Annotated in this window: 11 protein-coding genes and 3 pseudogenes; 2 read left to right on the top strand and 12 right to left on the bottom strand. The window is 59.1% G+C overall.

The window, feature by feature from the left end; genetic code table 11:
• Window positions 1-84 precede the first annotated feature (84 nt).
• A pseudogene (malT, locus tag ABOC21_RS27135) lies at window positions 85-2,792 on the top strand (HTH-type transcriptional regulator MalT).
• Window positions 2,793-2,798: 6 nt separating this feature from the next.
• Here malT and ABOC21_RS27130 read toward each other — a convergent pair.
• The 3 genes and pseudogenes from ABOC21_RS27130 to glpE all read right to left on the bottom strand — a co-directional run bounded on the left by ABOC21_RS27130 (window position 2,799) and on the right by glpE (window position 4,909).
• Window positions 2,799-3,558 (bottom strand): annotated as a pseudogene (locus ABOC21_RS27130) (DeoR/GlpR family transcriptional regulator).
• Between the two features lie 51 nt (window positions 3,559-3,609).
• Entirely contained in the window at window positions 3,610-4,440 is an 831-nt protein-coding gene (gene glpG / locus ABOC21_RS27125; protein ID WP_426813938.1) for a rhomboid family intramembrane serine protease GlpG, read from the bottom strand.
• A 139-nt stretch (window positions 4,441-4,579) separates the two neighbouring features.
• Window positions 4,580-4,909: a thiosulfate sulfurtransferase GlpE gene (gene glpE, locus ABOC21_RS27120; RefSeq protein WP_041143029.1), complete on the bottom strand. Its 330-nt coding sequence runs from the start codon at window positions 4,907-4,909 to the stop codon at window positions 4,580-4,582.
• A gap of 214 nt (window positions 4,910-5,123) precedes the next feature.
• Here glpE and glpD point away from each other — a divergent pair, with 214 nt between their 5' ends.
• A complete protein-coding gene (gene glpD, locus ABOC21_RS27115; protein WP_426813937.1) occupies window positions 5,124-6,632 on the top strand; it encodes a glycerol-3-phosphate dehydrogenase in 1,509 nt (502 codons plus the stop codon).
• Between the two features lie 102 nt (window positions 6,633-6,734).
• Here glpD and glgP read toward each other — a convergent pair whose 3' ends face one another.
• From glgP to gntR, 9 genes and pseudogenes are all read right to left on the bottom strand, one after another.
• Window positions 6,735-9,182, bottom strand: a complete 2,448-nt coding sequence (glgP, locus tag ABOC21_RS27110) for a glycogen phosphorylase (protein WP_426813936.1) — start codon at window positions 9,180-9,182, stop codon at window positions 6,735-6,737.
• Between the two features lie 17 nt (window positions 9,183-9,199).
• Window positions 9,200-10,634: pseudogene (gene glgA / locus ABOC21_RS27105) on the bottom strand (glycogen synthase GlgA).
• Window positions 10,634-11,929 (bottom strand): glucose-1-phosphate adenylyltransferase, encoded by a 1,296-nt coding sequence (gene glgC / locus ABOC21_RS27100; RefSeq protein WP_426813935.1) that lies wholly within the window; start codon window positions 11,927-11,929, stop codon window positions 10,634-10,636. Before glgC ends, glgA begins: the two are co-directional and overlap by 1 nt.
• An 80-nt stretch (window positions 11,930-12,009) precedes the next feature.
• The gene (gene glgX, locus ABOC21_RS27095; RefSeq protein WP_426813934.1) at window positions 12,010-13,986 is read right to left on the bottom strand and encodes a glycogen debranching protein GlgX; all 1,977 of its coding nucleotides are present in this window, start codon (window positions 13,984-13,986) and stop codon (window positions 12,010-12,012) included.
• Window positions 13,983-16,169 (bottom strand): 1,4-alpha-glucan branching enzyme, encoded by a 2,187-nt coding sequence (gene glgB, locus ABOC21_RS27090; protein WP_426813933.1) that lies wholly within the window; start codon window positions 16,167-16,169, stop codon window positions 13,983-13,985. The genes glgX and glgB overlap by 4 nt, the downstream gene beginning before the upstream one ends.
• Window positions 16,170-16,412: 243 nt before the next feature.
• Entirely contained in the window at window positions 16,413-17,519 is a 1,107-nt protein-coding gene (gene asd, locus ABOC21_RS27085; protein WP_426813932.1) for an aspartate-semialdehyde dehydrogenase, read from the bottom strand.
• 458 nt (window positions 17,520-17,977) lie between these two features.
• The gene (gntU, locus tag ABOC21_RS27080) at window positions 17,978-19,318 is read right to left on the bottom strand and encodes a gluconate transporter (protein WP_426813931.1); all 1,341 of its coding nucleotides are present in this window, start codon (window positions 19,316-19,318) and stop codon (window positions 17,978-17,980) included.
• On the bottom strand, window positions 19,318-19,848 hold the full coding sequence (gntK, locus tag ABOC21_RS27075; RefSeq protein WP_426813930.1) for a gluconokinase: 531 nt from the start codon (window positions 19,846-19,848) through the stop codon (window positions 19,318-19,320). The genes gntU and gntK overlap by 1 nt, the downstream gene beginning before the upstream one ends.
• A gap of 185 nt (window positions 19,849-20,033) precedes the next feature.
• Window positions 20,034-21,029, bottom strand: a complete 996-nt coding sequence (gntR, locus tag ABOC21_RS27070; RefSeq protein WP_426813929.1) for a gluconate operon transcriptional repressor GntR — start codon at window positions 21,027-21,029, stop codon at window positions 20,034-20,036.
• Between the last annotated feature and the right edge of the window lie 74 nt (window positions 21,030-21,103).

Raw genomic sequence — 21,103 nt, 5'->3', positions numbered from 1 at the left:
CTTTCATTATCGCCGACCTTATTAGGTATTAATTACGAAGCGCAAAAAAAATCGCCCCTCTCTTGCACAGCGAAATGTTGAACTATGTTGATTCCGTCTAAATTAAGTCGCCCAGTCCGCCTTGAACACACCGTGGTTCGCGAACGATTGCTGGCCAAACTTTCCGGCGCGAACAATTATCGTCTCGCGCTGGTCACCAGCCCCGCCGGGTACGGCAAGACCACGCTCATTTCCCAGTGGGCGGCAGGAAAAAATGAGCTCGGGTGGTTCTCGCTGGATGAAGGCGATAACCAGCAGGAGCGCTTTGCCAGCTACCTGATCGCCTCGATTCAACAGGCGACCGGCGGCCACTGCGTGGCCAGCGAAACGATGGTGCAAAAGCGCCAGTACGCCAGCCTGCCCTCGCTGTTCGCGCAGCTGTTCATCGAGCTTGCCGAGTGGCAGCGCCCGCTATTCCTCGTCATTGACGATTACCATCTGATCAATAATCCGGTGATCCACGACGCCATGCGCTTCTTCCTGCGCCATCAGCCGGAAAACCTGACGCTGGTGGTTCTGTCGCGTAACCTGCCGCAGCTGGGTATTGCCAACCTGCGCGTGCGCGATCAGCTGCTGGAGATCGGCAGCCAGCAGCTGGCGTTTACCCATCAGGAAGCCAAACAGTTTTTCGACTGCCGCCTCGCCTCGCCTATTGAGGCTGAAGATAGCAGCAGGCTGTGCGACGACGTCGCCGGTTGGGCCACGGCCCTCCAGCTTATCGCCCTCTCCGCGCGCCAGAACAACTCCTCCGCCCGGCACTCCGCCCGCCGCCTCGCCGGGATTAACGCCAGCCACCTTTCCGACTATCTCGTGGATGAGGTGCTGGACAACGTCGACGCGCGCACCCGCAGCGTGCTGCTAAAAAGCTCCCTGCTGCGTTCGATGAACGACGCGCTTATCGTTCGCGTTACCGGTGAAGAAAACGGCCAGATGCAGCTGGAGGAGATTGAGCGTCAGGGGCTGTTCATGCAGCGCATGGACGATTCCGGCGAGTGGTTCCGCTACCATCCGCTGTTCGGCAGCTTCCTGCGCCAGCGCTGCCAGTGGGAGCTGGCCACCGAACTGCCCGAGATTCACCGCTCTGCGGCGGAAGGCTGGATGGCGCAAGGCTTCCCGAGCGAAGCGATCCACCACGCGCTGGCGGCCGGCGATGCCAAAATGCTGCGCGATATTTTACTTAATCACGCCTGGGGCATGTTCAACCACAGCGAGCTGGCGCTGCTCGAGCAGTCGCTGGCGGCGCTGCCGTGGTCAAACCTGCTGGAAAACCCGCGGCTGATCCTGCTGCAGGCCTGGCTGATGCAGAGCCAGCACCGCTATAGCGAAGTGAACACCCTGCTGGCCCGCGCCGAGCAGGAGATGGACGCGGAGATGGATATCGCTATGCACGGCGACTTCAACGCCCTGCGCGCGCAGGTCGCCATTAACGCCGGCGATCAGGACGAAGCCGAACGCCTGGCAATGGTGGCCTTAGAAGAGCTGCCGCTGGCAAGCTACTACAGCCGCATCGTCGCCACCTCGGTGCACGGCGAAGTTCTGCACTGCAAGGGCCAGCTGAGCAAATCGCTGGCGGTGATGCAGCAGACGGAACAGATGGCGCGCCGCCACGATATCTGGCACTACGCCCTGTGGAGCATGATCCAGCAAAGCGAGATTCTGTTTGCCCAGGGCTTCCTGCAGGCGGCGTGGGAAATTCAGGAGAAAGCCTTCCAGCTCATTCGCGACCAGCACCTCGAACAGCTGCCGATGCACGAATTCCTGCTGCGCATTCGCGCCCAGTCTGCTGTGGGCATGGGCGCGGCTGGACGAAGCCGAGGCCTCTGCGCGCGGCGGGATGGACGTTCTTTCAAGCTATCAACCGCAGCAGCAGCTGCAGTGCCTGGCGCTAATGGTGCAGTGCTCGCTGGCGCGCGGCGATCTGGACAACGCCCGCAGCCACCTGAACCGGCTGGAAAACCTGCTCGGCAACGGCCACTATCACAGCGATTGGGTGTCAAATGCCGACAAGGTGCGGGTGATCTACTGGCAGATGATCGGCGATAAAGCCTCGGCGGCCAACTGGCTGCGCCAGACGCCGAAGCCGGAGTTCGCCAATAACCACTTCCTGCAGAGCCAGTGGCGCAACATCGCCAGGGCGCAAATCCTGCTCGGTGATTTCGATTCCGCCGAAATGGTGCTGGAAGAGCTCAATGAAAACGCGCGTTCGCTGCGCCTGATGAGCGATATTAACCGCAACCTGCTGCTGCTCAACCAGCTCTACTGGCAGGCGGGACGTAAGAGCGAGGCGCAAAAGGTCCTGCTGGAAGCGCTCACGCTCGCCAACCGCACCGGCTTTATCAATCACTTTGTGATCGAAGGCGAGGCCATGGCCCAGCAGCTGCGGCAGCATATTCAGACTGAATACGCTGCCGGAGCTGGAGCAGCATCGCGCTCAGCGCATTCTGCGCGATATCAACCAGCACCATCGCCACAAGTTCGCCCACTTCGATGAAGGCTTTGTCGAACGGTTGCTCAACCACCCGGAAGTGCCGGAGCTTATCCGAACCAGCCCGCTCACCCAGCGCGAATGGCAGGTGCTCGGCCTGATCTACTCCGGCTACAGCAACGAGCAGATCGCCGGCGAGCTTGACGTGGCGGCCACAACCATTAAAACGCACATTCGCAATCTGTATCAGAAGCTCGGGGTCGCGCACCGCCAGGATGCCGTTCAGCACGCCCAGCGGCTGCTTAAAATGATGGGATACGGCGTCTGACGCCGTTTAGCACAGTTCCAGCCTGCAGGTTATTGTCCTTAATAACCTTCAGTACGCCCGCCGGCGGCATCACGTCGGTGTAAACCGCATCAACCATGCTGATGCTGCCCATGTTCACCATCGCGTTACGGCCGAACTTCGAATGGTCCACCACCAGCATCACGTGGCGCGAATTTTCAATAATCGCGCGCTTGGTGCGGACTTCATGATAATCAAACTCCAGCAGCGAGCCGTCGCTATCGACGCCGCTGATGCCGAGAATGCCAAAATCAAGGCGGAACTGGGAGATAAAATCCAGCGTCGCTTCGCCGATAATGCCGCCGTCCCGGCTGCGCAGCTCGCCGCCCGCCAGAATGATGCGGAAATCATCCTTCACCATTAGCGTATTCGCAACGTTGAGGTTGTTGGTGACGATGCGCAGATCGTTGTGCTCCAGCAGCGCGTGCGCCACCGCTTCTGGCGTCGTACCGATATCGATAAATAGCGTCGCCCCGTCGGGGATCTGGCTGGCAACCTTGCGGGCAATGCGCTCTTTTTCCTGGGTCTGGGTCGCCTTCCTGTCGTGCCAGGAGGTGTTAACCGAGCTGGATGGCAGCGCGGCGCCGCCGTGATGGCGCAGGATCATTTTTTGTTCGGCGAGATCGTTCAGGTCACGACGAATGGTCTGCGGGCTGACGGCAAATTGCTCCACCAGCTCTTCCGTACTGACATATCCCTGTTTTTTTACCAGCTCGATAATAGCGTCATGACGTTGTGTTTGTTTCATGCAATATCCCTGGGAAAATTTGACTCGCTTATCATGGATGACGGGGAGTCTCTATGTTCGTTTTCGCACATGCTGAGTATCCACAAACGCCATCGCCAGTCCGGTCACCAGGCCGGCTACGTGCGCGCCGTTCGCAATCGACATGCCAAAAACATCAAACCATCCAGCAATTAACCATACTAAGGAGAAGAGTATCAAGCCGCGCTGTAAATAAACGCCGCTCTGCGGATCCCGCTCTCCCCGCAGCCAGACGTAGCCCATCAGCGCATAGACCACGCCGGATAAGCCGCCAAACCATGGGCCGCTAAACTGGTGTTGAACAAATCCGCTCAGCAGCGCGCTGATGACGGCGATCACCACCAGCTTGCCGCTGCCAATCCGCTTTTCAACCGCGCCGCCGAGGTACCACCACCATAGCAGGTTAAACAGAATGTGCATCAGAGAGAAGTGCATCAACGCATGGCTAAAGTAGCGCCAGACCTCGAACTTCAGCGAGGGATCGTACGGCCAGGCCAGCAGCAGCATAACCGGCTGGTCGCCAAGGACATTTTGCAGCACAAAGACCAGCACGCAGAGCGCCAGAACCGCCCACGTAAAGGGCCCGGCGTTGTGGCGCAGGGTCGCGAAGAAGGGAAAGCGCTGGTAGCGCAGCCCGCTGTTGGTTTGTCCCGACTGCCAGCTTGCCGCCAGGTAGCGCGGATCGGCGGGGTTTTCGAGAAAGCGAGTCAGTTCGGCCTGCACCCGCGCGGTCTGGCTCTCATCGGCCAGCCAGACGTCGCTCTGGCCGTGCTGCTGAATCGTCAGGATAACGCCCTGAGTCGCCATATAGTCGACAAACGCCTGGGCCACGCGCGGATTGGCAAAAGAGGTAATCATTAACATGCAGCGGATCGCTTATTCCACACAAAGGGGGACAGTATATACGCAAAATCATGCAAGGTGCGTGGCGACGGCCGCCGCGGGCGAGCATCGATGCCCGCAACGGAAGAGGTTCGAACCCTAAAGCGTATACGGTAACGGCTCAGAGCGTTCCGTGCGCCACTTCCGCCGGGAAGTGACGATGCCAGGCATCGAAGCCGCCGTCCACGCTGTAGACTTTGTCATAGCCCTGCTGCAGCAGATACTGCGCGGCGCCCTTGCTGCTATTGCCGTGGTAGCACATCACCATCACCGCCGTCTCAAAGTCGTTATCACGCATAAACGCGCCCAGCGTATCGTTGGTCAGATGAAACGCACCCGGAGTGTGGCCCATCGCGTAGCTTTGCGGGTCGCGGATATCCACCAGCACCGCCATCGCCTGCTGCAGCTTCTGATGCGCCTCTTCTACGTTGATACATTCAAAGTGATCCATGTGCTCTTGTCTCTTTATTACGGGGGGATATAGCGGGCGATTCGCCGGCCATGATTCTACTGCCTAGTGTACCGTCAGACGCGAAATAAACGCCAATATGTTACATGCATCACTCTGAAATGTTTTTTTGATGTTACCAAGGGCGCGTTTGTTTGCTATATTGAGCGATATCGAACATTTGTGAACTTAAACGAAAGTGTCAGAGGTAGCGAACGTGGAAACCAAAGATCTGATTGTGATAGGGGGAGGCATCAACGGTGCCGGTATCGCGGCAGACGCCGCCGGGCGTGGTTTATCCGTACTGATGCTGGAAGCGCGCGATCTCGCCTGCGCCACCTCCAGCGCCAGCTCAAAGCTGATTCACGGCGGTCTGCGCTACCTTGAACACTACGAATTCCGTCTGGTCAGCGAAGCGCTGGCCGAGCGTGAAGTGCTGCTAAAAATGGCGCCGCATCTCGCCTTCCCGATGCGCTTCCGCCTGCCGCACCGCCCGCATCTGCGCCCGGCGTGGATGATCCGCATTGGTCTGTTTATGTACGATCACCTGGGAAAACGCACCAGCTTACCCAGCTCAACCGGCTTGCGCTTTGGCGCAGAATCGGTACTTAAACCTGAAATTGTGCGCGGTTTCGAATATTCCGACTGCTGGGTAGACGATGCGCGGCTGGTGCTGGCGAACGCGCAGATGGTGGTGCGCAAGGGTGGTGAAGTTCGCACCCGCACCCGGGCCATCTCCGCCAAACGCGAAAACGGCCTGTGGATCGTCGAGGCGGAAGATATCGACAGCGGCGAGAAATTCACCTGGCAGGCGCGGGGCCTGGTCAACGCCACCGGCCCGTGGGTCAAACACTTCTTTGACGAAGGCATGCACCTGCGCTCCCCTTACGGCATCCGCCTGATTAAGGGCAGCCACATCGTGGTGCCCCGCGTGCATACCCAGAAGCAGGCCTACATTTTGCAAAACGAAGACAAGCGAATTGTGTTCGTAATCCCGTGGATGGACGAGTTCTCGATAATCGGCACCACCGACGTGGAGTACAACGGCGATCCGCAGAAGGTGGCGATCGATGAGAAAGAGATTAGCTACCTGCTCAACGCCTACAACGCGCACTTTAAAAAGACGCTGTCCCGGGACGATATCGTCTGGACCTACTCCGGCGTCCGTCCGCTGTGCGACGATGAATCGGATTCGCCGCAGGCGATTACCCGCGACTATACGCTCGATATTCATGACGAAAACGGCCAGGCGCCGCTGCTGTCGGTCTTTGGCGGCAAGCTTACAACCTATCGCAAGCTGGCAGAGCACGCGCTGGAGAAACTGACGCCGTACTATAAAGGCATCGGCCCGGCGTGGACCAAAACCGCCGTTCTGCCCGGAGGCGAGATCGACGGCGATCGCGACGACTACGCCGCTAAACTGCGCCGCCGCTTCGCCTTTATCAGCGAATCAATGGCGCGCCACTACGCCCGGACGTACGGCAGCAACAGCGAGTGGGTGCTCGGAGAGGCGGCATCGCTTGCCGACCTCGGGGAAGATTTTGGCCACGAGTTTTATGAAGCCGAGCTGAAATACCTCGTAGAACATGAATGGGTTCGCAGCCTCGACGACGCCATCTGGCGGCGTACCAAACAGGGCATGTGGCTCAGCGCAGAACAGCAGGCGCGCGTTAGCGCATGGCTGGCGCAGCACGTGGGAAAGTCTGAGCTCTCTCTGGCCTCGTAGGCGCCCCGGCGGGCTCTCGCCGGCCGAAAAGCGCGGCCTGAGGGGATAAGAAGGACAAAAAAACGGGGCCAGCAGGCCCCGTTTTTTATGCCATAACGGTGGCTACAGGCGCACCGGATCGATATGCCAGATATGGTCGGCGTACTCCTGAATCGTGCGGTCGGAAGAGAAGTAGCCCATATTGGCGATGTTGAGCATCGCTTTGGTGGCCCACTCCTCCGGGTGACGATACAGCTCATCCACCTTATCCTGGCAATCGACGTAGCTACGATAATCCGCCAGCACCTGATAGTGGTCGCCAAAGTTAATCAGCGAATCCAGCAGGTCGCGATAGCGGCCCGGCTCCGACGGGCTGAACAGGCCGGTACCGATTTGCGTCAGCGTCTGGTGCAGCTCCGGGTCCTGCTCGTAGTAGTCGCGCGGTTTGTAGCCGCTGGCTCGCAGCGCCTCAACCTCCTCCGCGGTATTGCCGAAGATGAAGATATTATCTTCGCCCACGTGCTCCAGCATTTCGACGTTAGCCCCGTCGAGGGTACCAATGGTCAACGCGCCGTTGAGCGCAAACTTCATGTTGCTGGTCCCGGAGGCTTCCGTTCCCGCCAGCGAGATCTGCTCGGAGAGATCCGCCGCCGGAATAATCAGCTGGGCCAGGCTGACGCTGTAGTTAGGGATAAACACGATCTTCAGCTTATCGCCGATCTGCGGATCGTTGTTGACCACCGCCGCCACGTCGTTAATGAGATGAATAATATGCTTGGCCATGTAGTAGGCGGAAGCGGCTTTCCCGGCGAAGATATTAACCCGCGGCACCCACTCGGCGTCGGGATCGGCCTTGATGCGGTTATAGCGCGCAATCACGTGCAGCACGTTCATCAGCTGCCGCTTGTACTCGTGGATGCGCTTGATCTGCACATCAAACAGCGCCTTCGGGTTCACCACCACGTTAAGCTGCTGGCCGATATAGTTCGCCAGCCGCTGCTTGTTCACCAGCTTCGCCTGGCGCACCGCCTGGTTTACCGTCGGATAATCAATATGCTGCTCCAGCTCCTTGAGCTGGCTCAGATCGGTACGCCAGGTGCGGCCAATATTCTCATCCAGCACCTTCGACAGCGGCGGATTCGCCACCGCCAGCCAGCGGCGCGGGGTGACGCCGTTGGTCACGTTGGTGAAGCGCATCGGGAAAATGCGCGCAAACTCGGCGAACAGCGACTCCACCATCAGCCTCGAGTGCAGCTCGGAAACGCCGTTAACCTTGTGGCTAACGACCACCGCCAGCCAGGCCATCCGCACCTGGCGGCCGTTGGACTCGTCGATAATCGAGGTCCGGCTCAGCAGCGCGGTATCGTTGGGATACTGCTCCTGCAGCGTCTTGAGGAAGTAGTCGTTAATCTCAAAGATAATCTGCAGATGGCGCGGCAGAATTTTACCCAGCATATCGACGGGCCATGTCTCCAGCGCTTCGCTCATCAGGGTATGGTTGGTGTAGGAGAAGACCTGACAGGTCACCTCAAACGCCTCATCCCAGCCAAACTTATGCTCGTCAATCAGCAGACGCATCAGCTCAGGAATCGACAGCACCGGATGGGTGTCGTTGAGGTGGATAGCGATTTTGTCGGCCAGGTTAGCGTAGGTTTTATGCAGCTGATAGTGGCGGCTAAGAATATCCTGCACCGTCGCGGAGACGAGGAAATACTCCTGGCGCAGGCGCAGCTCGCGCCCGGAGTAGGTGGAGTCGTCCGGATAGAGCACGCGGGAGACGTTTTCGGAGTGGTTTTTATCTTCTACCGCCGCGAAATAGTCGCCCTGGTTGAATTTACCCAAATTGATCTCGCTGCTGGCCTGAGCGCTCCACAGCCGCAGCGTATTGGTGGCATCGGTATCGTAGCCCGGGATAATCTGATCGTAGGCCTCCGCGAGGATCTCTTCAGTTTCCACCCAACGGGACTTTTTCCCCTCCTGCTGGGTTCGCCCGCCGAAGCGCACCTTATAGCGGGTATTATGGCGCTCAAACTCCCACGGGTTGCCGTATTCCAGCCAGTAGTCCGGGGACTCCTTCTGTCGGCCGTCGACGATATTCTGCTTAAACATCCCGTAGTCATAGCGGATGCCGTAGCCGCGGCCAGGCAGGCCCAGCGCCGCCAGCGAGTCGAGGAAGCAGGCGGCCAGGCGCCCGAGCCCGCCGTTGCCCAGTCCCGGGTCATTCTCCTCGTCGATCAGCTCTTCAAGGTTCAGCCCCATCTCTTCCAGCGCCTTGTTCACATCCTCATAGATGCCCAGCGACAGCAGCGCGTTAGAGAGGGTGCGGCCAATCAAAAACTCCATCGACAGGTAGTAAACCTGGCGAACTTCCTGCGAAAGCTGGGCGCGGTTAGAGCGCAACCAGCGCTCCACCATCCGGTCACGCACGGCGAACAGCGTGGCGTTGAGCCACTCATGCTTATTGGCGATCGCCGGATCTTTGCCGATGATAAACATCAGCTTATAGGCGATAGAGTGTTTTAACGCCTCAACGCTCAGCGTCGGTGATGCGTAGCTAAAGGGTACATTCATCGCAATGACTCCTGGGGTTACATCAAGCGTTGATAAAGTTCGCGATAAGAGCTCGCTGCGACCTGCCAGCTAAAATCCATATTCATCGCCTGACGCTGCACGTAACGCCAGAGCGAAGGGCGCGACCACAGAACGAATGCGCGCCGGATGGCTCGCAGTAGCGACAGGGCATTGCTGTCTTCAAAGACAAATCCGCTGGCCAGGCCATCGGCCAGATTTTCCAGCGAGCTGTCGGTGACGGTATCAGCCAGGCCGCCGGTACGCCGCACCAGCGGCAGCGTGCCGTACTTGAGGCCATACAGACTGCGTCAGGCCGCACGGTTCAAAGCGGCTGGGAACCAGGATAACGTCGGCGCCGCCCATGATGCGGTGCGAAAAGGCCTCGTGGTAGCCAATCTGCACGCCCACTTTGCCAGGATGTTCGGCCGCCGCGGCCAGGAAGCCCTCCTGCAGCACCGGATCGCCGGCGCCAAGCAGCGCCAGCTGTCCGCCCTGCTCCAGCAGGCCCGGCAGCGCTTCAAGCACCAGGTCCAGCCCCTTCTGGCTGGTCAGACGGCTGACCACGGCAAACAGCGGCGCCTTGTCGTCCACCTTCAGCCCCATCGCAATTTGCAGCTGGCGCTTGTTCTCCGCCTTGTCTTCAAGACTGTCGCGGTCGTAGCGCGCGGCCAGCAGCAGATCGTTCTGCGGATTCCAGATGTTTGCATCCACGCCGTTAAGAATGCCCGACAGGCGCCCCTCGTGCTGCCGCTGGCGCAGCAGCCCCTCCATGCCGTAGGCAAACTGCGGTTCGGTTATCTCCCGGGCGTAGGTTGGGCTAACCGCCGTTATATGGTCGGCATAGTAGAGGCCCGCTTTCAGGAACGAGAGCTGGCCGTTGAACTCAAGGCCGTGCATGTTATAGAACGACCACGGCAGCTCGATCTCGTTCATATGCCAGGAGTAGAACATTCCCTGATAGGCCAGGTTGTGCACCGTGAACACCGATTTCGCCGGGTGGCCGCGCGCCGCCAGATAGGCCGGCGTCAGGCCCGCGTGCCAGTCATGGGCATGCACTACGTCAGGGCGCCAGAAGGGATCCAGCCCGCAGGCCATTTCGCTGCCCACCCAGCCAAGCAGCGCAAAGCGCAGCACGTTATCGGTGTAGGCATACTGGTTGGTATCGTGGTAAGGACTCCCCGGGCGATCGTAGAGATGCGGGGCATCAATCAGGTAGATGCCCACGCCATTAAAATGGCCAAACAGCAGCGTAATGCGGCCGGCAAAGGTGTCTCTGCGCGTCACCACCTGCGCATCGGTTATCCCGCGACGAATATCAGGAAACGCGGGCAGCAGCACGCGCGTATCGATACCTTCTGCAATTTGTGCCGCAGGCAGCGCACCGATAACATCCGCCAGACCGCCGGTTTTTAACAGCGGGAACATCTCTGAACATACGTGTAAGACCTGCATTATCGCTCCTGTGGGTGCCCCAACTTCCTCAGCATGTCCCGGGTGACCAGCACAATACCTTCCTCTGAGCGGTAGAACCGACGCGCATCTTCTTCCGCGTGTTCGCCAATCACCATGCCTTCCGGAATCACGCAGGCGCGGTCGATCACGCAGCGGCGGAGGCGACATGAACGCCCCACCCATACGTCTGGCAATAAGACTGCCGAATCAATGTTACAGAATGAGTTCACCCGCACGCGCGGGAACAGCACCGACTGCACCACCACCGAACCGGAGATAATACAGCCGCCGGAAACCAACGAGTTCAGCGTCATGCCGTGGCTGCCGGAGCGATCCTGGACGAATTTCGCCGGCGGCAGCGACTCCATGTGGGTGCGAATCGGCCAGTTCTGATCGTACATATCCAGCTCCGGCGTCACCGATGCCAGGTCGAGGTTCGCTTTCCAGTAGGCTTCAAGCGTCCCCACGTCGCGCCAGTAGGGTTCGGCCTCGGGATCCGACTGTACGCAGGAGAGTGGGAAAGGATGTGCATAAGCCATGCCAGCTTCGGTTATCTTCGGAATGATGTCTTTGCCGAAGTCGTGGCTGGAGTTTTCATCGCTATCATCTTCCGCCAGCAGCTCATAAAGATAATCGGCATCAAAGACATAGATCCCCATGCTGGCCAGCGATTTGCTGGCATCGCTCGGCATGGCGGGCGGTACGGCGGGCTTTTCGACAAACTCAATGATCTTGTCGCTCTCATCAACCGCCATCACGCCGAAAGCGGATGCCTCTTCGATGGGCACCGGCATACAGGCCACGGTGCAGCGTGCCCCTTTTTCGACGTGATCGATAAGCATGCGCGAGTAGTCCTGCTTATAGATATGATCGCCGGCGAGGATCACCACGTACTCCGCCTTGTAGCGGCGAATGATATCGAGGTTCTGGGTTACCGCATCCGCGGTGCCGCGATACCAGTTTTCCCCATGCACGCGCTGCTGCGCCGGCAGCAAATCGACGAACTCGTTCATCTCTTCGCTAAAGAACGACCAGCCGCGCTGGATATGCTGTACCAGCGTGTGCGATTGATACTGGGTGATCACGCCAATACGGCGAATACCTGAGTTAATGCAGTTAGATAATGCGAAATCGATAATGCGAAACTTACCGCCAAAATGGACGGCCGGTTTTGCGCGCTTAATCGTTAAATCTTTCAGTCGGGTACCGCGACCACCCGCAAGGATCAACGCAACGGTTTTGATGGGCAGCTGACGCGCCAGCATCAACGGATCGTTCTTTTCTAGCCTAACCATGATTAACTCCTTTTTACATCCCAGCCTTCCTGCCCTTCCCGCCGCGTTGCCGCCGCGAAACTTACCGGAAGCCTCAGGGCTTACGACCTTTGAAATACGCACACTCCGTGCGCGGGCCCATGCCAGACATCCATGATGACCGGATTATTCTCTCCGGCGAACGGAAGAACGGCGTGCCATTCCCCCGCGGGTAATTCCATATTGGTGACTTCTGGGGTGGCGTTCAGCGTAATCAGCCAGCGTTCGGATAGCTGGATTTGCATACGCATCGCGCCATGCTGCCACTCATCAGCGCTCAGCGGCTGCGCGTGTTGGTTTAGCCAGCGCACGCTGCCGTCTCCCTCCTGCCACCAGCGGTTGCCGGTTAACGCGGGGATACGGCGGCGTAGATGAATCAGCGCGGCGGTGAACGCGGTGAGCCCGCGGTTCGCCTTGCCCCAGTCAAGCCAGGTCAGCGCGTTGTCCTGACAGTACGCATTGTTGTTGCCATGCTGGCTATGGCCGTGTTCATCACCCGCCAGCAGCATCGGCGTACCCTGCGACAGCAGGAGCGTCACCAGCAGAGCGTGAACGCTATCGCGCCGCCTTTCAATCACGTCGAGCGTAGCCTCTAACCCCTCTATACCATGATTGCTGCTGTAGTTATTGTTAGTCCCATCGCGATTATCTTCCCCGTTCGCCTCATTATGTTTCTGATTGAAACAGACGCAGTCGCGCAGGGTGAAGCCGTCATGGGCGGTAATCAGATTAACCGCCGCCGCCGGCTGCCGACCGCTGCGCTGAAAGAGGTCGCTGGAGGCGGCAAAGCGTTGGGCGAAGTCGCCCAATGACACGTTTTGCTGTAGCCAGAAACGGCGGGAAACATCGCGAAAATGGTCGTTCCACTCGGCAAACAGCGGCGGGAAATTGCCCACCTGATATCCGCCGGCGCCGATATCCCAGGGCTCAGCAATCAGCTTCACTTCCGCCAGCTGCGGATCGCGGCGGATCGCCTCAAACAGCGGCGCATCCTGACGAAACTCCGGCGTCCGTCCCATGACCGAAGCCAGATCGAAGCGGAAGCCATCAACGTGGCACTCATCCACCCAGAAACGCAGGCACTGGCGGGCGTACTCCACCACTCCAGGATGGCTGAGATTGATGGTGTTCCCGCAGCCGGTCCAGTTGTGGTAGTCGCCGTCTTCTCTTATCCAATAATAGCTACGGTTGTCGATTCCGCGCAGGGAGAAGGTCGGCCCCTCAAGGTCGATTTCAGCGCTGTGGTTCAGCACCACATCGAGGATCACTTCGATGCCCGCGGCGTGAAGCGCCTTCACCGCGTCGCGAAATTCGTCAAGCGCGCGCTCGGGCTCGCTGGCGTAGCGCGGGTCGAGGGCGAAAATCGCCAGCGGGTTGTAGCCCCAGTAGTTGCTTAATCCCATCCGCTGCAGGCGCGGCTCGCTGGCAAACTGCGCCACCGGCATCAGCTCCAGCGCGGTAATACCCAGCGTGTTGAAATAGTCGATCATCACCGGATGACCCAGCGCCCGGTAGGTGCCACGAATCGCCTCGGGCAGTTCGGGATGCAGATACGTCAGCCCTTTGACGTGAGCTTCATAAATGACCGTCTGACCCCAGGGCGTGCGCGGCGGTTTGTCGCCCAGCCAGTCGTAATGCAGGTCGACGACCCGCGACTTCGGCGCGATTGCCGCGCTGTCGCGGTTATCTGGCTGCCGGTCGCCGCCGTGAAGACGCTCATTATCAGGCAGCGCGCCCTCCACCCGATGGCAGCAGGGATCGAGCAAGAGCTTCGCCGGGTTAAAACGGTGCCCCTGCTCCGGCTGCCACGGACCGTGAACGCGATAGCCGTAACGCAAACCTGGCCCGACGCCGGCCAGCCAGCCGTGCCAGATATCGCCGCTGCGCGCGGGAAGATCGAAACGTCGCTCATTCCCCTGCTCATCGAACAGGCAAAGCTCTACCCGCTCGGCATGGGCGGAAAAGAGGGTAAAGTTCACCCCTTTTCCGTCATAGCTTGCGCCCAGAGGAGCGGGCGTTCCTGGCGAGAGCGTCGTCATTCCGCCTCCCGTACCAGCCAGATGGTTGCCAGCGGCGGCAGGGTCAGCGCGAGCGAGTGCTCGCGGCCGTGGCTGGCGATAGCCTCGCTCGCCACCGCTCCGCCGTTGCCGGTATTGCTGCCGTGGTAGTACATCGAGTCGGTATTCAGCTCTTCGCGCCAGCGCCCCGGCTGGTTTATCCCGAAGCGATAGCCGTGACGCGGCACCGGCGTGAAGTTGCTGGCGACGATAATCTCATTCCCGGCCCTGTCGCGGCGGACGAAGACAAACACCGAGCGCTCGTGGTCGTCCACGACCAGCCATTCAAAGCCGTAGCGGTCAAAATCAAGCTCGTGCAGCGCCTTGTGCCGACGATAGGTATGGTTCAGGTCGCGCACCAGACGCTGGACGCCGTGGTGCCAGTTGTCGCCTCCTTCCAGCAGATGCCAGTCGAGGCTGGCGTCGTGGTTCCACTCCCGCCCCTGGGCAAACTCGTTGCCCATAAACAGCAGCTTTTTACCGGGGAAGGCAAACAGCCAGCCGTAGTAGGCGCGCAGGTTGGCAAACTTCTGCCACGCGTCGCCGGGCATGCGGTCGAGAATCGACTTTTTGCCGTGCACCACCTCATCGTGGGACAGCGGCAGGACGAAGTTTTCGGTGTAGTTGTAGAGCATGCCGAAGGTCATCTTGTCGTGATGATGACGGCGGTGAACCGGATCGAGCTTCATGTAGTCGAGGGTGTCGTGCATCCAGCCGAGGTTCCATTTGAACCAGAAGCCGAGCCCGCCCGTCGAGGCGGGGCGCGAAACCCCGGCAAAGTCGGTGGACTCTTCGGCCATGGTGACCGCGCCGGGGGTCTGTTCGCCGAGCACGCGGTTGGTATTACGCAGGAACTCAATCGCTTCGAGGTTTTCCCGCCCGCCGTACTCGTTCGGCACCCACTCGCCCTCTTTCCGGCTGTAGTCGCGATAGATCATCGACGCCACCGCATCGACGCGCAGGGCGTCAATGCCGAAGCGCTCAATCCAGTACAGCGCGTTGCCCACGAGGAAGTTGCTGACCTCCCGGCGGCCGTAGTTGTAGATCAGGGTATTCCAGTCCTGGTGATAGCCTTCGCGCGGGTCGCTGTGCTCATACAGCGCGGTGCCGTCAAACGCGGCGAGGGCAAAATCATCGGCGGGAAAGTGGCCCGGCACCCAGTCGAGGATCACGTTGAGGCCCGCGGCGTGCGCGGCGTGAATGAAGTAGCGGAAGTCTTCGCGGGTGCCAAAGCGGCGGGTCGGCGCGTACAGCCCGGTGGGCTGGTAGCCCCAGCTGCCGTCAAACGGATGCTCGTTAACCGGCAGCAGCTCCAGATGGGTAAAGCCCATCCATTTGGCATAAGGCACCAGTTGCTCCGCCAGCTCGCGATAGCTCAGCCAGAAGTTGTTATCGGTATGGCGGCGCCAGGAGCCCAGGTGGACCTCATAAATCGAAACCGGCGCATCAAACTGGTTCGCCTGCCTGCGCTCCGGCGGCCGGGCGACTTTCTCCGGCAGGCCGCAGATCAACGAGGCGGTATCCGGGCGCATCTGCGCTTCAAAGGCGTAGGGATCGGACTTCACCCGCAGGTGGCCGTGCGCGTCGATCATCTCAAATTTATACAGCTGGCCGTTCTGCGCCCCGGGGATAAACAGCTCCCAAATCCCCGACTCTTTACGCAGGCGCATCGGATGGCGGCGGCCGTCCCAGTAGTTGAACTGGCCGACCACGGAAACCCGACGGGCGTTCGGCGCCCACACCGAGAAGCGGGTGCCGGTGATGCCGTCCATCGTATCGGCGTGGGCGCCGAGGGTTTCATAGGGCCGCAGGTGGGTGCCTTCGGAGAGCAGCCAGGCGTCCAGCTCCTGCAGCAGCGGGCCAAAGCGGTAAGGGTCATCGATCAGATTGAGCTGACCGTGCCAGGTCACGGCCAGCTGATAGCGGAAAACATTTTTTCGCCGCGGCAGAACGCCGCTAAAGAAACCGCGCGCGTCGAGGCACTCAAGCTTGCCGACTTTGCGTCCGGTTTTCGGTTCAATCACCCACACGTCGGTGGCATCGGGTAATAATGCGCGTACTTCCAGCCCGGCATCGGTGGCGTGCATGCCAAGTACGGAAAAAGGGTCCGCAAAATGACCGGCGATAAGCGCATTAATCACGTCTCTATCAATATGATTAGACATGGTTTCATCCTGTTGTAAGTGCCGCCCTTTCCTGTATCTGGCGACTTTTTTGACCTGAACGGCGCAGCACGCTGTGCATCCCTCTGCTCCGTCCCACCTTCAGGCAAGGAAATGTCGTTCCTTACTAAAGCATAGCCAAGGCTGTCTTACCCCCGTTGAGAAAAATCAAACATCCGCGTTTACTCCTTGTATTACGCAAAAAAAAGGGGGTGTCAGACACCCCCTTTATTGTTCATCCTGTGTTTACGCCAGCTGCCGCAGCATGCGGCGCAGCGGCTCGGCGGCGCCCCACAGTAGCTGGTCGCCGACGGTAAAGGCCGAGAGATAATCCGGCCCCATATTCAGCTTGCGCAGGCGACCAACCGGCGTTGTCAGGGTGCCGGTCACGGCAGCCGGAGTCAGCTCGCGCATGGTGATGTCACGATCGTTAGGTACCACTTTCGCCCACGGGTTGTGCGCCGCCAGCAACTCCTCAACGGTGGGGATAGAAACGTCTTTTTTCAGCTTGATGGTGAAAGCCTGGCTGTGGCAGCGCAGCGCGCCAACGCGCACGCACAGGCCGTCAACCGGAATGGCCGCCGAGGTGGCGAGGATCTTGTTGGTCTCCGCCTGGCCCTTCCACTCTTCGCGGCTCTGGCCGTTATCCAGCTGCTTGTCAATCCACGGGATCAGGCTACCGGCCAGCGGTACGCCAAAGTTATCTACCGCCAGATCGCCGCTGCAGGTCAGCGCGGTGACCTTGCGCTCAATATCCAGAATAGCGGAGGCCGGATTGGCCAGCTCCGTCGCGACGTGGCCGTGCAGCTGGCCCATCTGGGTCAGCAGTTCACGCATATGGCGCGCGCCGCCGCCGGAGGCCGCCTGGTAAGTAGCCACGCTGACCCACTCGACTAAATCCTGAGCAAACAGGCCGCCGAGGGACATCAGCATCAGGCTGACGGTACAGTTGCCGCCGACGAAGGTCTTAATGCCATTATTCAGACCGGCGGTAATCACGTCCTGGTTAACCGGGTCAAGAATAATGATCGCGTCGTCCTTCATGCGCAGCGAAGAGGCCGCATCGATCCAGTAACCCTGCCAGCCGCTTTCGCGCAGCTTCGGATATACGTCGTTGGTATAATCGCCGCCCTGGCATGTCACAATAATATCCAGCGCCTTCAGTGCTTCCAGGTCAAACGCGTCCTGAAGCGTACCGCCGGTGCTGCCACCGAATGATGGAGCAGGCTGCCCCAGCTGGGAGGTGGAGAAAAAAACAGGGCGAATGGCGTCGAAATCGCGCTCTTCAACCATTCGTTGCATGAGGACAGAGCCGACCATTCCGCGCCAGCCGATAAAACCAACATTTTTCATAACGTATTTCCTGGGAGATGTGTGCTGTTTGTGCCAAGCCAGTTTCCTGCTGGATCATCCTTCACATTACAAAATGCTGCTAAAGTCGCAAGTGAAATTAATCAATGATTGCCCGGCAATCAGTAAAGCAGCTTATCTCATGCGGCATCTGCAGCCATCGGCATTCAGGAAAACCTTAAAGATTATCGGGGAAAGCGGAGCGAAAAGGGAATAATTTCCGCCGCGTTTTTATTGATCTGGGTTATGGATTCACGCGGAAAACGGGCCGCTAACCGTCGCGCAGAAAAACCGCCAAACCCTTGCGGGGACTGGGCTGGTGAGCCGTCAGGATTTTGTCGTAGCTCTCATTATGGCGCGAAAATGGGGCGTTAATGCGGGCGGGAAGCGAGGGTAAAAACGGTCTCTGCCATCGGGCGAAAAGAACCCGGCAGCGCTGCGCCGGGTCCTCTTAGTAACGTTTAGCTGAGCAGCGAAAACGCAATCATCCCGACGATGGCGCCGGTGGTACCGAGGATGGTTTCCATCATGGTCCAGGTCTTCAGCGTCTGGGCTTCCGTTGCGCCGGTAAACTTACCGAACAGCCAGAAGCCCGCGTCGTTGACGTGGCTCACGACGATCGAACCGCCGGCGATGCAGATGGAAAGAGCCGCCATCTGCGCGCCGCTGTAGTTCAGCTGCTCGATAACCGGCATCACCAGACCGACCGCCGTCAGGCAGGCGACCGTCGCAGAGCCCTGGATAATGCGCACCGCGGCCGCCAGCACGAAGCAGGTGATCGCAATCGGCAGCCCCATCCCGGTCAGCGCTTCGCCGAGCGCCGGGCCGACGCCGGAATCCACCAGCACCTGCTTAAAGACGCCGCCCGCACCGATCACCAGCAGGATAATCCCCGCAGGCTGCAGCGCGTGGCCGCAGATCTCCATGACGCGATCTTTCGCCATCCCCTGGCGTACCGCCAGGCCATAAATCGCCACCAGGCACGCCACCAGAATCGCGGTGAACGGATGGCCGATAAATTCGAACCATTCATAGGTGCTCGACCCCACCGGGACAAAGCGCGCGGCGACCGTTTTCAGCCCCACCAGCACCAGCGGCAGCAGGATCAGCGACAGGCTAAAAGCGAACGACGGCATTTTGCCTTCGCCAAGATGCGGCTCGGTCACGTCTTCCGGAATGTGCAGCTCGACATAGCGGCTGATAAAGTTGCCCCACAGCGGCCCGGCGATAATCATCCCCGGGATCGCCGCGCACAGGCCGATCAGAATCATCCAGCCAAAATCGGCGTGCATTTGCGACGCCAGCAGCATCGGCGCGGGCCCCGGCAGCAGAAACGCCGCGGCGGCGGCAACGCCGGCAAACAGCGGAATGACCAGCTTAACCAGGTTGGTGCCGGTATGGCGCGCCATCGAGAAGGCGACGCTAATCAGCAGCACGATAGCCACTTCGAAAAACAGCGGCAGCGCGCAGATAAGACCGGCCAGGCCAATGGCGTAATGCGCCCGATTGTGGCCGAAAGATTTCAGCATCTTAACGGCTATCTGGTCGACGGCGCCGGTTTCGTGAAGGATCTTACCGAACATCGCCCCCAGCGCCACGACGATCGCCAGAAAGCCGAGCGTCCCGCCCATCCCTTTTTCCATGGTTGCCGCAATTTTATCCAGCGGCATCCCGGAAAAGAGACCGGCACCAATAGAAACCACCATCAAAGCCACGAAAGCATGCATACGCGCCTTCATGACTAAAAACAGCAGCAGCAAAACGGAGCCGACTGCCGTTAAAACAAGCGTTAATGTACTCACTAGTTACTGCCTTTGTTGATCACCTCAATGGTGCTCGCGACCACGCCTTCCAGCGATTGATCAATATCGACGATTAACACATCGCCTTCGTCTGCGCCGGGCTCCTGCAGGGTTTCAAACTGCGTTACCAGCATCTGGGTTTTGAAGAAGTGCCCCTTGCGCGCCTTCAGGCGGCTTTCGATCAGGTCGAAATCCCCTTTCAGGTAGACGAAGGAGAGGTTCGGGTTGCCTTTGCGCAGAATGTCGCGATAGCTTTTTTTCAGCGCCGAACACACGATAAGCGACACTTTATTGGTCCGCTGCATGGCGAAGGCGGCGTCGTTCAGCGCCTGCAGCCACGGCGTGCGGTCGTCGTCATTCAGCGGCTCGCCGGACGCCATCTTATTGATATTGCTACGCGGATGCAGAAAGTCACCATCGAGGAACGCGGCATTCAGCCGATACGCCACTTCGCTGGCGACGGCGGATTTCCCGCTGCCGGAAACGCCCATCAGGACATAGACGTGGTGATCATGGTTAGTCGTGCTCAAAGCTTCCTCCCACTGGACACATACGCATCGTCCTTCAGGCCGTTTGGATTCGACGTGAAAGCGCGCGCACAGATTGATTGTTACGGGTAACTGTTATCGGTAACATTGTCATACCGGACTTGTGGAGAAGCAATCACCATTGGTGCCAGAAGTGAATATGTGTGATCTACTTCAAACTTGTCAGTTTAAATAGATCCGCCCGGTGACAATGTGAAACCTAAATCTAACATCTTAGGGGTAACCGCTTCACCACGAATACGTGCCAGCAGACGCTCGGCGCCGATGCGCCCCATCCGCTCACGCGGCGTGAGCACGCTGGCAAGGCGCGGCTCCATCACCTGGCCAATATCGTGGCCGTGGAAGCCGGCAATCGCCATATCATCCGGAATTTTCAATCCCAGACGCTGGCACTCAAAGGCCGCGCCGACCGCCAGGTCATCATTGGTGCAGAAGATCCCGTCAAGCTGCGGATATTCGCGACGCGCCTGGCGCATCAGCTCAATCCCCGACGAGTAGGAAGAAGATTGTTCGACCATCACGCTGTACGGCGTCATGCCCGCGTCGTGCATCGCCTGCTCATAGCCTTTCTGCTTGATAATAGTACGTTCATCAAGACGCGCGCCAAGATAGGCCACGTGGCGATGGCCGCGGGCAATAATGGCGGCGGTCATCTGGCGCGCGGCGTCGAAGTTATCAAAACCGACGGCGATATCGAGGCACGGCGAGCGGCTGTCCATCAGCTCAACCACCGGGATGCCGGCGACTTCGATCATTTTCAGCGTCCGCGGTGTGTGGGTGCGTTCGGTGAGGATCAGGCCATCGATGTTCCATGAGAGCATCGATTCGAGGCGTTTTTCTTCCATTTCAGGCTTATAGCCGTAGTGCGCCAGCATGGTCTGATAGCCAAAAGCGTCGGTGACGCTTTCAATACCGCGCAGCACTTCAGAAAAGACCTGGTTGGTTAGCGAGGGCAGGAGCACGCCGATGGCGCGGCTGGTCGCGTTGGAGAGAATATCAGGGGCGCGATTGGGAATATAACCCAGTTCATCGAGAGCAACGGCAATCTTGCCACGCAGAGCCTCGGAAACCTGTTCCGGGTTACGTAAAAAGCGACTGACCGTCATTTTGGTCACGCCGACAAGATCGGCCACATCCTGAAGTACGGGTCTTTTCTTTTTCATCGTCCTGACTGTGATAAATGGGAGAGATTTTCTCAGTTTATCACGGACAAAGCGCAACCTTCCCGGAGAAAAGC

It is taken from the genome of Klebsiella sp. WOUb02, assembly GCF_050058015.1.
Taxonomy (GTDB): Bacteria; Pseudomonadota; Gammaproteobacteria; order Enterobacterales; family Enterobacteriaceae; genus Klebsiella.
The sequence above is the reverse complement of the archived record's forward strand: the minus strand, read 5'-3'. Positions and strand labels throughout refer to the sequence as shown.